At 69.3% G+C, this 12555-nt stretch carries 11 protein-coding genes; 4 read left to right on the top strand and 7 right to left on the bottom strand.

Annotated elements, in window-relative coordinates:
• Positions 1-12: 12 nt before the first annotated feature.
• Positions 13-501 carry an HAD domain-containing protein gene (locus IEY88_RS17775; RefSeq protein ID WP_189155853.1) on the bottom strand — a complete coding sequence of 163 codons (489 nt, stop codon included), beginning with the start codon at positions 499-501 and terminating at the stop codon, positions 13-15.
• A 39-nt stretch (positions 502-540) separates the two neighbouring features.
• On the opposite strand from IEY88_RS17775, the gene IEY88_RS17770 reads away from it, so the two are divergent.
• Positions 541-1395, top strand: a complete 855-nt coding sequence (locus IEY88_RS17770) for a glycosyltransferase family 2 protein (protein ID WP_189155852.1) — start codon at positions 541-543, stop codon at positions 1393-1395.
• Between the two features lie 35 nt (positions 1396-1430).
• Entirely contained in the window at positions 1431-1832 is a 402-nt protein-coding gene (locus tag IEY88_RS17765; RefSeq protein WP_189155851.1) for a PPOX class F420-dependent oxidoreductase, read from the top strand.
• Here IEY88_RS17765 and IEY88_RS17760 read toward each other — a convergent pair.
• Both IEY88_RS17760 and IEY88_RS17755 read right to left on the bottom strand, forming a co-directional pair.
• Positions 1827-2759, bottom strand: a complete 933-nt coding sequence (locus IEY88_RS17760) for a hypothetical protein (RefSeq protein ID WP_189155850.1) — start codon at positions 2757-2759, stop codon at positions 1827-1829. The genes IEY88_RS17765 and IEY88_RS17760 overlap by 6 nt on opposite strands.
• Before the next feature lie 86 nt (positions 2760-2845).
• Positions 2846-3418 (bottom strand): vWA domain-containing protein, encoded by a 573-nt coding sequence (locus IEY88_RS17755; RefSeq protein WP_189155849.1) that lies wholly within the window; start codon positions 3416-3418, stop codon positions 2846-2848.
• Between the two features lie 119 nt (positions 3419-3537).
• On the opposite strand from IEY88_RS17755, the gene IEY88_RS17750 reads away from it, so the two are divergent.
• Positions 3538-6426, top strand: coding sequence for an AfsR/SARP family transcriptional regulator (locus IEY88_RS17750; protein ID WP_229693481.1), 2889 nt, complete (start codon positions 3538-3540; stop codon positions 6424-6426).
• Here IEY88_RS17750 and IEY88_RS17745 read toward each other — a convergent pair.
• Both IEY88_RS17745 and IEY88_RS17740 read right to left on the bottom strand, forming a co-directional pair.
• Entirely contained in the window at positions 6413-7612 is a 1200-nt protein-coding gene (locus tag IEY88_RS17745) for a helix-turn-helix domain-containing protein (RefSeq protein ID WP_189155848.1), read from the bottom strand. The genes IEY88_RS17750 and IEY88_RS17745 overlap by 14 nt on opposite strands.
• Before the next feature lie 104 nt (positions 7613-7716).
• The gene (locus tag IEY88_RS17740; RefSeq protein WP_189155847.1) at positions 7717-7893 is read right to left on the bottom strand and encodes a hypothetical protein; all 177 of its coding nucleotides are present in this window, start codon (positions 7891-7893) and stop codon (positions 7717-7719) included.
• Between the two features lie 217 nt (positions 7894-8110).
• On the opposite strand from IEY88_RS17740, the gene IEY88_RS17735 reads away from it, so the two are divergent.
• Positions 8111-8728, top strand: a complete 618-nt coding sequence (locus tag IEY88_RS17735) for a hypothetical protein (protein ID WP_189155846.1) — start codon at positions 8111-8113, stop codon at positions 8726-8728.
• A 45-nt stretch (positions 8729-8773) separates the two neighbouring features.
• Here IEY88_RS17735 and IEY88_RS17730 read toward each other — a convergent pair whose 3' ends face one another.
• Positions 8774-11956 (bottom strand): ATP-binding protein, encoded by a 3183-nt coding sequence (locus IEY88_RS17730; RefSeq protein ID WP_189155845.1) that lies wholly within the window; start codon positions 11954-11956, stop codon positions 8774-8776.
• A complete protein-coding gene (locus IEY88_RS17725; RefSeq protein WP_189155844.1) occupies positions 11953-12552 on the bottom strand; it encodes a hypothetical protein in 600 nt (199 codons plus the stop codon). The genes IEY88_RS17730 and IEY88_RS17725 overlap by 4 nt, the downstream gene beginning before the upstream one ends.
• Positions 12553-12555: the final 3 nt, after the last annotated feature.

Genomic DNA, 12555 nt, shown 5'->3' with positions numbered 1-12555 from the left:
ATTCTCGGTGCCTCAGAGGTGACCGCTGAATGCTTTCCGAGCTTCGGCGAGGTGCTGTGCCGAGATCCCGGTGGCCGGATCGACGTGGATGAGCGCGGTGGTCAACCGCCGTCGCTTGTGGACGAACTCCTCGCGGCGCGACGCGTGCAGCCCGAAGTCGTCGTCGAACCAGACCAGGGGCCTTTCGTAGGCATAGCGCGCCACCGCCGGGTACTTCCACCCGGTCGCGTCGTGGAACTCGATCACCTTGAGCGGCGGAAGGCCCAGACGTGGCCCGATCTCGGTGTTCGCCCGGTGCAGCCACGTCGTGGCCCACGCGAGTTCGGCTCCCGTGTCCTGCGCCAGCTGTCTCAGCTGGCGGCCGTGGTCCGGGTCGAGCCAGACGCGGAGTCTCCGCCGCCAGCCCGCCTTGATCTCGAACAGCCGGTAGCGGTCCGGTTTGGGGTTCGCGGCCCACGGGTGGAGCGGGCCATCGACGTCGAGCAGGATCAACGGGCGCATCCCTCCAGCATGCCCCGGCCCCGTCCGTAGGCTGTCCGGGTGCGCCTGATCATGACCCTGCTCGTCCGCGACGAGGCCGACGTCGTCGCCGCGATGATCGAACACCACCTCGCGGCGGGTGTGGACCTCGTCGTCGCGACCGACAACGGCTCGGTCGACGGCACGGTCGAGGTCCTGGAGGCCTACCGCGACGCGGGTGCGCTCGAGCTGCACCACGAACCGTCGCAGGACTACGAGCAGGGCCGCTGGGTGACCGCGATGGCCCGCCGCGCGGCCGCCGTGCACGGCGCGGACTGGGTGGTCAACGCGGACGCCGACGAGTTCTTCTGGCCCGCGTCCACCTCGCTGCGCGACGACCTCGGCGCGGTGGACCCGGCGTTCGGGGTGGTGGAGATGCGGCGCGACAACCTGGTCGCCGACCCGTCCGCCGGCGGTGGCTGGATGCGGCGGCTGGTCCTGCGCGACACCGCGTCGTTGTCGCCGCGCGGCACCAGGATCGGGCCCAAGACCTGCCACCGCGGCGATCCGGACGTCACCGTCGACCAGGGCAACCACGGCGTGTCCGGCCCGCGCCTCGGCCCGATGACGACGGCCGGCATCGACATCCTGCACGTGCCGGACCGCGGCTACGACCAGTACGAGCGCAAGATCGCGAACGGCGGCGCGGCCTACGCGGCCAACACCCGCCTCGATCCCGGCGTCGGCTGGCACTGGCGCGAGGACTACGAACGCCTCCGCGACGGGACGCTGCAGCAGACCTACCTGAGCCGTCAGCCCGATGTGGCGGCGGGCCTCGCCTCAGGGGTGCTGGTCGGTGACACCAGGCTGTGCGACCGGCTGCACACGCTCGACCCGGTGGTGCCGTGGGCGTTGAGGGTCGTGACCGCCGCCTGATGGTCGAAATCGCGGCCTGCTGTTCTCATAGGTACATGTTCACCGACGAAGAGATCGCCTACCTGCGCGAACAACCCCTGGCCCGCCTCGCCACCGTCAACGAGGACGGCCAGCCGGACGTGGTGCCGGTGGCGTTCGAGTACGACGGCACGCACCTCTGGGTCGGCGGTGTGGGTGACCAGGTCAGGAACACCCGCAAGTTCCGCAACATCACCGCCGGCCGCCGCCAGGTGTCGCTCGTGGTCGACGACCTGGTCTCGTTCACCCCGTTCGTCGCGAGGGCGATCCGGGTCTACGGCGTCGCCGACGACCCGGCGGACCGCGTCGGCCTCGTCGGTCCGGGCGTCTACAGCCGGATCACCCCGACCCGCGTCTGGGCGTGGAACATGGCGGGCGAACCGGTGGGCGAGACCTGGTACGAGCCCCGCCGCTCATGACGCCCGGCGCGCCGCGCACACCGCCGCGCTCCCCCACCGCGCCCCGTAGAGCAGCCCGGGCAGCAGCCGCCGGAACCGCAGGTGGACCTCTCCCGCCCGGTCCACCGCCTGCGCCATCCCGGCCGGCTCGCCGTCGGACCGCTGCACCAGCACCCCGTCGAACGCCCGCACCAGCCGTTTGCGGTCGTGCTCGAACCGCACACGCAGGTCGAACAGCTCGCACGGCCGTTCGGGCACGTGCAGCACGCACGGGTGCATGGCGTCGCGGTGCGACATCCGGTAGCGGATCGCGAAGTCGTGGGTCACGCCGCGCGCCAGCGGTTCGGCCGGGATCAGCGTGAAGCCGGGCCGGATGCCGTCGCCGCGTTCCTGCAGGGTGCCGCCGTAGAGGAGGTGCACGTCCACGTCGCGCCGCCGCACGGGGAAGACCGGGGCGAAGTCCAGCGAGTCGACGCCGTCCTGGTCGGCGACGACCTGGTAGCGCTCCAGCACCTCCGGCTGCCCCTGGTCCAGGACCACCGCGACGCTGAGCTCCGCGGTGTGCCAGCCGCCGTCCGTGCGCGGGGACGTCGTGGCGGCGAGCTCGGCCAGCTGCTCCACGGCCTCGTCCACGCGCCGGCGCACGGTGCGGGAGTCGCGGTCGATCCGTGCGGCCACCCAGGTGACGCGCTCCTGGTAGAGCGGCTGCCGGACGTCGGCGATGAGACCGAACGCCGCCCGCGCCGCGAGCTGCAGGTCCTCCGGGAGCTGCTCGACCAGCTCGGTCAGCCGCGTGACGAGCTTCTGCTTCGCCGCGACCGACCCGTCCGCGCTGGTGATCCCGCAGGCGGCGGCCAGCGACGGGCCGACCCTGTCCGCGATCCGTCCGGCGTGCACGCCCCGTCCCTTGCGGAGGGTCTTCAGCTCCCGGACCAGGTTCGTCATCATCCCGATCTCCTCCCGTGCTCTCTCACGTGCGGCGGGGGCAGGTTGCGGTGGGCGTGTGGACGAGAAGTGGACACGCCGTGGATTCGTCACACGTGCTCCGCTCGCAGGACCGTCCGCGCGACCGAAGAGGCCAGCGCGTTGCCCAGGCGGACGCCGTCGCGGCCGAGGAAGACGCGCGAGGTGCCGATGCGGCCGAGCGTCGGCTGGTCGACCGCGCCGAGCCCGAACGCGATCATCTCCGGGCACGACGCGGTGGCCGTCAGCCGTGCCAGCGCGGCGGGCCAGGCCGGATCGGTCGGCCTGCCGTCGGAGACGAAGAACAGCATCGGGCGGCGCACCCGCAACCGCTGTTCCTTGAGGGCGTGCACGTCGCGTTCGATGACGGTGCGCACCAGGGTGAACGCGGACCCGAAGTCGGATCCCGATTCCTGGCGAGGACGAATGATTTCCGACGGGTCGAGTGCGGGCTGCAAAGGCCGCACGACCAGCGGACTTTCCGCGAATGCGACCACGCACAGCCGGATCTGCGCGGCAGCGCGCCGATCCGCGTGCACCACGCCGCGGAACTCGCGCATTCCGGCGTTGACCTCGTCGATGTGGTCGCTCATCGAGAACGACACGTCGCACAGCAGGTAGCACGGCAACACATCGGGCACCATGACGTGCACCGTTACCGGATCGCGTTGATCAAACGTGGACAAAAAGATGATTCCCTGACACGCGGAAGCGGCCTTGCGCGACATTCCACCCAGACGGAAGCTTCAGAGCAGGAGGCGGCGTGGAATTTCGAATGCTGGGCCCACTGGACGCATGGCACGACCACGCCGCCATACCGTTGGGGGACCAGCAACAACGCTTCATCCTCGTCGTGCTCCTGCTGAACGCGAACAAACCCGTGTCACCCGAACGGATCACCGAGATCGTGTGGCCGGACAACCCGGAACGCCGGACGCTGGTGCGCGGGTACATCAACAAGCTGCGCAAGGCGTTCGACGGCACCGACGCGCTGATCGAGCGGACGGCCACCGGGTACGTGCTGCGCGTGGACGAGGACCGGATCGACGCGGTCCTCTTCGAACGGCTGCGCGCCGAGGCGGCCCAGGCCCTGCAGGACAACGACCAAAGGCGTGCCGTCGCACTGCTGCGCAAGGCGGTGGCGCTGTGGCGTGGCGACTTCCTGGAGGACATCAACATCGACCGGATCGGCGGCACCGAGGTGATCCCGCCGGACGAGGCCCACCTCGACGCGCTCGGCGACCTCGCCGAACTGGAGCTCGTCACCGGCGACCACCGCTCGGCCCGCGACCGGATGCGCCGCGCCGTCCGCCTCCAGCCTGCCCACCAGAAGTACACGGAACTGCTGATGCGCGCGCTGATCGCGGGCGGCGACCGCGTCGGGGCGATCAAGGCCTTCGACGCCGCGTCCGAAGCGCTCGCCGACCTGGGCCTCGAACCCGGAACCGTGCTGCGCAACCTCGCCGAACGCGCCCGCCGCGGCGAACCGGCCAGCTCGCTGCCGACCCGTCCCGGCGGCTTCACCGGCCGGTCGGGGGAACTCGGCACGATCGAGGCCGCCGCCGCGGGATCGAACGAACGCCGCGCGGTGTGGATCAGCGGCACGCCCGGCGTCGGCAAGACCGGCCTCGCCGTCGAGGCCGCGCACCGCCTGCGCCACCGCTTCCCCGACGGACAGCTCCTCGTGGGCCTCAACGGGTTCACGCCGAACGTGGCCCCGATGTCGGTGTCGGAGGCGTTGACGCAACTCCTGACCGAGCTGGGCATCCCGCCCGAACAGATCCCGGACACCGAGGGCCGCAAGGCAACGCTCTACCAGACCCAGCTCTACGGCACGAAAACGCTCGTGGTGCTGGACAACGCGGCGTCACCCGAACAGATCCGCCCGTTGCTGCCCGAGGCACGCGACTGCTTCGCGATCGTCACCAGCCGCAGGATGGGCGAGCCCGACATCAGCGAGCACGTCCGGCTGTCCCCGATGCCGCGCGACGACGCCGAGGCGCTGTTCCTGACGCTGACCGGACCACGCGTGCACGGCAGGTCGAAGGCCGTGGCCGGGTTGGTGAAGCGCTGCGGCTACCTGCCGGTGTCCATCACGGTCGCCGCGGCCTTGCTGCGCAAGCACGACAGGTGGTCGCTCGAACACCTGCTCGGCCTGATGGACGACAGCGGGTCGTGGCAGGAGGGCACCGCCGCCATCCACACCTCCTACCAGCAGCTGGACGACCAGCAGCAACGGCTCTTCCGCCTGTTCGGCCACCTCCCGGGCCCTGACGTCGACCTGATCGGCGCGGCCGCGCTGGCAGACCACGACGTCGCCACCACCCGCAAGCTCCTCTACGACCTGCACGAGGTCTGCCTGCTCGAAGAGGTCGCGCCGGACCGCTACCAGATGCTCGACTCCATCAAGGAGTTCGCCGCCCAGGAAGAGGTACCCGCCGACGCTTTGACGCGGCTGCTGGACTTCTACCTCGTGACGCTGGCCGGCGCGGTGAGTGTCGCCCACCCGTTCGACCGCCTCGCACTGCCTTCCCCAGAACGCGAAAGCCCGCACGGCCTCAGTTTCACCACCGAGGGCGAGGCGCTGACGTGGATCACCGCCGAGCGCGACAACCTGATGGCCGCGATCCGGCGTTCCGGCTCGGACCAGGCGTGGCGGCTGGCTGCGCTCATCTGGCGGCACTTCCTCACGTTGAACCTCTTCGAGGACTGGATCGAGGCCGTCAAGTACGTGCGCACGGACGACGACTACAGCCAAGCGCATGTGCTGCAACGCCTTTCCACCGCGAACGACAGGTGCGGGCGGCACGCGGAGGCGTTGAAGCTGGCCGAGCAGGCGTTGGCGCGCTGGACCCGGCTCGGCGACGTGGCGGGCGAAGCGGTGACGCTGGGCGCGCTCGCCGTGTCGTCCCTCCAGCTCGGCTTGCACGACCAGGCGTTGAAGCATTTCGAGGCCGCGCAAGCGAAGTGCGAGGAGTGCGGCGACCAGCGCGGCCGCGGGCACGCGTTGACCATGCTCGGCTTCATCAACGAACAGCACCGCCACTACGACATCGCGCTGGCGCAGCACAACGAAGCCGTCGAGGTCTTCCGGAAGATCCAGTTCCGGCTCGGTCTCGCGCACGCGCTCAACAACCTCGGCGCGATCCGGCAGCACCTCGGCGACCGTGACGGGGCCATCCCGATCCACCTGGAAGCACATGACATCGCCGACGAGATCGGCGATGCGAGCACAGCCTCCTTCGCCCTGACCAACATCGCCGACGCCCACCGGCTCGCGGGCAGGCTCACCGAAGCGTTGCACCACCACGGCCTGGCGGCCAAGGCGGCGGCAGGACTGCACGACCCGGACTTGAACGCACGGCTCTACCGCGACCACGCCGCCACCGTCCGGGACGGCGGAGACCGGGCCGCGGCGTTGCTCCTGTTCCAGAAGTCGTTGCGCGAGACCACCGGCACGGGCAACCTGACGAACCAGGCGCACGGCGAGCTCGGCGTCGCCCGGATGCTGCACGCGCTCGAACGTCACGCCGAAGCCGTCGCACACTGGGACTCCGCCGAAGCGCTCTTCCGCGAGCTCGGACAAGCCGAGGCCGAGGAGGTGCGGGCCGAACGGGCGGCGCTGACGTGCGACTGCGTCAGCGGTGAGTGAGCAGGCGCTTCAGATCCGGGTAGACCTCTTGGACCGCGCCGTGGTTGTGCCACCGCCCCAGGGTTCTCGCGAGCTGCCGCAGGTCGGTCCGCACCGTCGCGGAGTCGACCTGCGCCGCGTCGTCCAGCACGGACGCGAGCGTCCGGCAGCTCTCGTCCACCTCGCCTGACAACGCGTACGCGAGTGCCCTGCGCGTGCCGAACCTGGCCCGGGAACGGCGGGACGTGGCCGGTACCAACGCGAGCTGGCGGTCCAGCACGGCCGCCGCCTCCTCGTTGAGCCCGAGGTCGGACAGCGACCACCCCTTCGCCAGTTCCAGCGGATCGGGCGCGCTGGAACCGAGCGCCGGGTAGGGGCCGTCCGGGTCGACGGCCTCCATCAGGTTCGCCGCCCGGTCGAACGCGCTCTCCGTCCCGTACCGGTCGCCGGCGAGCGCATGTCCCTGTGCCTCACGCCGTGCGGCCAGCGCGAGCACCCGCGACCCGGCGCTGCCGATCCACTGCGCCTGCTGGGCGAGGCTGATCGTGGAGGCCGCGTCCTGCCGGTAGAGCGCGAGCCCGGCCTCCCGCACGAACGCGTAGGCGGCGATGTCGGGATCGCCTGCCGCGCGGGAGAGTTCGGACGCGTGCCTCGTCCACCACAGCGCGTTCGGCTCGTCCCCGGCCTCCTGGCACATCCAGCCGGTGTACTCGGCGATGCGCGCCGCGAGCCGCAGCAACCGCGTGCCGACCGGCCCGGTGTTCTCGCGCGCCATCCCGTGCACCGTGTGCTGCAAGGCTTTCAGCGGTTCGACCAGCACCAGCGGGCTGGTCCGCAGACCGAGGCCCTGCAGCGTCTCGAACGACGTGCGCATCCCGGCGAGCACCATCTCGTCCGGGACCGACCGCGCCCCGCCGCCCCCGAGCGGCGCGACGCCGAGCATCGTGCTCGCGCCGAGCATCGTCCCGGCGACCAGCACGTGTCTGCGTCCGCTGGAGGCCGGCCTCATCGCCGCCTCGACCAGCAGACCTCCCACCTCCAGCACGCCGTCGCACAACCTGGCGACCGTCGGGGTGGGTGGTTTGAGGTCGTTCTCGATCTTGCTGAGGTAGCCCTTGCTGTAGTGGATCAGCTTGGCCAGCTGCCCCATCGACAAACCCGCGGCGATGCGATGCCGGCGCAACAACTCACCAAAGGTCGCGGCCACGATTACCTCCCCTTCCGGCGTGTTCCGAGTACATCATCCGAACGTGCGCGAGGCAATCGCCCCGGCCCTGCTGAAAATAGGGCCGGGGCGATTTCACGACTACCTCAGCCGTGCCACACGTTGCCGCCGCCGTCCTGCGTTTCCGTGGTGGTCGTGGTGGGGGGCGGCGGCGGGTTGTCGTCGGCGTTGGCCGCGACACCACCGGAAACGGAGCCCGCGATGGCGATCGCGGTCAGGAGCGTGGCGGCGCCGGCGGCGACAGTGGACACGATTTTGGACATGGCGAATCCTCCGAAGGTGATCGGAATTGATTTCCGGATTTCGCCCGCTCTCTGCGGGCTCCCTTCGAGCATTCGTCTTCGAAAAGCGTGGAACCAGGTGTTTCCCGTTGCCCACCGAGGTGGTCAACGCGTCCACTCCTCATCCACTTCTGGTCGACAACCCCGGTGAATGCTGCGCGCGCCCGGCCGCCGGCCGGAACTCACCGAGGAGGTTCGAGTGACCGAATCCGCGACCTACGACATCGCCGTGTCGTTCGCCGAAGAACAGCGCGCCGTCGTCGACGAGGTGGTCGAGGCCTGCCGCCAGCGCGGCCTGACGGTGCTGGAGGGCAACGACCTGCCGCAGGCCCGGGTGCGCTTCCTGGTGCCGTTCGTGTCCACAGTGGACGACCTGGTGGACCGCGACCACGTGCTCCCGGTCCTGACCGGCGAGCCGCCCGCGTCGTCGGACGTGATCTACCTGCGCGCCGACGAACACCTCGTCGACACCCTCGTGGCCCGCGTGGAAGCCGCGGAAACCGCAGGAGAGGAGCGCGCCCTGGTGTCCGATCTGGCCGAAGCGCACAAGCAGCCGGCACCCGCGGGCAACGCCCTGCGCCAGCTGGCCGAACAGTTCGCCGCGGCCTCACCCGCACTGGCCGGACGCGGCCTCACCGGCACCCTGCACCAGGGCGACAGCACGATCGCCCTGCGCGTCGAACGGGCGGGCGACGCGGTGTACGCGCTGCAGGTCGACAGCGACAACGAGAGGGTGAACTTCGTCGTGCTGGTCGGTTCAGCCGAACAGCTACCCGTGCTGTGGCAACGAATCGAGGACATGCTCACCGCGCTGTGAGACCGAAGGGCGGTGCCCCCAACGTTCAGGGGGCACCGCCCTCGTTCACTGCCGGGCTCTCTCGATCACTTCCTCCAGCCGCAACGGACTGGGCGGATGGTGACTCAGGCACAACGGCGCCCGCATCCGCCGGAACCCGAACGTGTCGCCGGTGACGTAGAACTGCCCGCGCTCCAGCCGCGAGATGTCCGAGATCGAACTCCCCTTGGCCCGAGCCATCTCCGTGGCCGCGGCGATCTGCGCCGGACTGTTCAACCGCCCGAAGAACTGCGTGGTCGCATTCCCGGTCACCTGATTGTGCACACCCTTGGGCGCCTGCGTCGCCAACAACAACCCAAGCCCGTACTTCCGCGCCTGCGACGCAAGCAGAATAGTCGTCCGCGTACTGGCCGAAGCACCACCGGAAGGCGCGATCGTCTGCGCCTCGTCCATCACCATCAGCCCACCGAGCGGCCGATCCACAGCGGGATTCCGCTTGATCCAGGCGAACACCTCCAGCTGCAACTGGCTGATGAACCCCTGCCGCTGCTCGTCGGACGGCAACCCGACAAAGCTGACCACCGAGATCCGGGCCTTCTTCCCCGCGGAAGGCTCGAACAACACCCCGGGATCAGTAGCCTCACCGGTCCCGGCGAGCAACGGATCGTTGACCATCGCGGCCCGCAACGTCTCGGCCAGATCCGCCGCGGTAGCCGTGGCGGAGTACAACTTGCTGACCCCGTCCGGCAACTCGGCCAACAGGTCCACCAACCCGTTCAGATCCCTGCGATCATTGCGCGCATAGTGCTTCAACGCCTCCTTGAGCACAGCCCGCCCCCGAACAGCGAACTTCGTCTCACTGGCGATCCGGGCATGAGGCACCAACCGAGCAACAGCAGCCTCGACAGCTGCCTCGAACTCATCCTCATCCCCCCGAACCAGCGCGAAGTCAGGCAGCGGATGAAAACTCAAGGGCCGCCCACCGGCCCGCCCAGGCGTCCACACCACGACTTCGGTACCGGCGAGGTACTCGGCGGCCAGCGCCGGATCACCAGCCCGCCACTCCCCCGGCACCTCGGGCCAGGCATCCCCGAGCCGCGCGAGGTCGTTGTTGGGATCGAGCACGATCGCCGAAACCCCTTGCAGCGCACACTCTTCAACGATCCGCCGCAACAACACGGTCTTGCCACTGCCAGACCCGGCGAACACGATCGCGTGCTTGCGCAACGACTCGAGCTCGATCCGGATCTCCCCGTCCATCCCGAGCAGGATCGCCCCGTCACTCGCCCCGGGCACCTGTCTCTCGACCTTGGGCTGCGATCGTGGTCCTTGCTCGGGTAGCGGTTTCGGTTGTGCCTTCGACTGGGGCTTGGATCGTGGCTCGGGCATTGGTCGCGGCGGCGGCCGTGTCTCCTGGTGTCCGCTCCTCGCGCCACTCCTCACCGGGTCCGGGAGGATCACCTGCAGGAACGTGGTGCTGCTGGCCGGCTTCCGCGCCACGAGCCACGCGAGCAGCTGGTGCGACTGCGACGACCACATCTCCTTGAGCGCGATGAACGTGCGCAGATCGTCGTCGGACACGTCGATGCTCTTGCCACCGCGCTTCTCGAACTCCGCGACCTCGCCCTTGGTCTTCGCCCCGGCCCATCCCTTGGAGCCGTTGCGGATCAGGACGAGGTGCCGCCCGCGTCCGTCCTCGGCCGCCGCCCGCGCGTCGCGCAGCTTGCGCAGGACCCGGTTGCCGTGGCTGCTCGCGATGAGCCGGAAGACCCAGCGCTCCTCGACGTCCCGTTCCTCGTCGACGGTGTGGCGCAGGCTCGCGTGCAGGCTCTTGTCCGCGGACTGGGGTTCGGGGTGCCACGCGAGGTCGTCGTTGCCGATCTCGGTGACCCAGGACCTCAGCCCGGCCAGCAGCAACTCCGGCATGACGTCGTCCTCGTTGTGCGGACGAACGTCTGCGGCGGCGAGAGCGGCTCTCTCCCGCAACCGCCTGAACTTGGCATCGAGCTCGGAGAGGTAACCCTCCTCGGAGAGCGGCTCCGCCACGAATGTCGCGACCGACGCCTGCGGTTCCTCCGTCAAAGGTTCTTGGAACGAGCGGAGTTCCCGGATCTCGCCGTGCAGGCACGCCTCCGCGTGGAGGTGGATGCGCTTGAGAAGGGTGCGGGGTGTTTCCGCCTGCCAGTGCTCGCCGAACGCCTCAGCGGCGATCGGCCAGGTCGAGTGAGGCGGTGTGATCTCCTTGCTCCGGTAGATCACGGTCAACCACTTCTCGACGAGCGTCTTCGCGATCGCCGGGTCCATGATCGCGCCGAGGACCGGGGTCGTCGTGAACCGGTCGCCGACGGTGTCGCTCGCGGCCTTGCTCAACTTCTTCCAGGTGGTCGGCAGGCAGGCCACGACGGTCAACGTTCGACGAGTGATCTCGCGGAGTTGCATCAACCCGTCCGAGATGAGCGCGAGCTCCCGCGCCTCCTCCGGGTTGATCTCGTCCTCGATGCGCTCCTGACTCTTGTTGACCACGGTGTCCAGTTGGTCGATCGCGATCACACACGGACCCGTCATGGCGAGCACGCGCGAGATGTCGCGCACCAGGTGCTGTGCCGGCTTCGGCCTGGCCGACAAGCCCCACTCACGTCGCTCGGCAACCCCGTCCTCGAGACCTTCGAGGTATGTCCGGCCGATTGCCGAGTAGCTCGACGTGTACAGGACCAGTGCCCGGATGACGTCCTCGCACTCGCTTGCGATCCGGGCATCCACCCTGCGCAGACCGGCGATGAGCACACGCAGGTGCTCAGGGGTCAACGTGGCCTCGTTGACGATCGCGCGAGTGACCTCTTCTGGCACGTCCGCGCCGCGGCAGAGTTGCCGCAGCAGGACGACGAGCTGGAGTTCTCCGCTGTCGTCGGTCCTGAGCAACTCGCTGCGCATCGCGTCGGCGACGTCCTCCCAGAACATCACCGCGGAGGTGACCTCGATCAGGAAGAAGTAGCCGCCGGTCCCCTGCACCATGCTGCGGACCGTGCCGAGCAGGTGCGTCTTGCCCACGCCCTTGCGTCCCTGCAGCACGAGCCCGATGGGGTTCGAGTCCCGGCTGTCCCTGGCATCCGCGATGCCCGTCCTGATGCGGTGCTCCGCCCTCGTGTGCAGACCGTCCACATGGAACGGAGAGGTGCGCCAGACGTCGTCCGGGGTCTCGGCGGAGTTGAACCTGAGCGCGGCGAGTGCCTCCCGCAGTTGTGCGGTCATGATTCCTCCATCGCCACGAGGTGCAGATCCTCACTTCCGACCCGCAGCGCGGCGGCGTGGTCCTCGGCGGTGAGCACCTTCGTGTTGGACTCGGGCGCGAAGTGGACCGTCCCGGTCTTCATCATCTTCACCAGCGCGACGTCGACCTCGCCCTTGTCCGCGCCGTTGAGACGAGGCCGGATGCGCGCCAGCCGGATCCAGTCCTGCGGCTCCACGGCCAGGTCCTCGTAGACGGAGCGGATCAACGACTCCAGATCCCTCGACCGGAACACCTCGACGAGGTCGCCGCGCTCCTGGTGGTGCAGGACGAACTTCTTGAGGAGCCCGAAGGTGGCCCGCGCGTGCGACGTCGACCTGGGCGGCAAGTCACCACTGACGAGATCGCTCAGGCACCACGAGATTCCCTCGTCCGTGATCTCGTGGACCATCGGCGTGACGGTGTTGTCCGTGTGGATCAGGCCGGCCTCGTTCAACTTCTCACGGCCGGCCTTGGCGAGCCTCACCTGATCTTTCAGCTCGGTGTTGAGCAGCTTGCGGTTCTCCAGCATCAGCACCATCAGCGCCGCACGTTCAGGGGCACCAAACTTCTCCGGCATCAC

Source organism: Lentzea pudingi (assembly GCF_014646255.1).
Lineage (GTDB): Bacteria > Actinomycetota > Actinomycetes > Mycobacteriales > Pseudonocardiaceae > Lentzea > Lentzea pudingi.
This window is presented reverse-complemented; position numbering and strand designations above follow the sequence as displayed.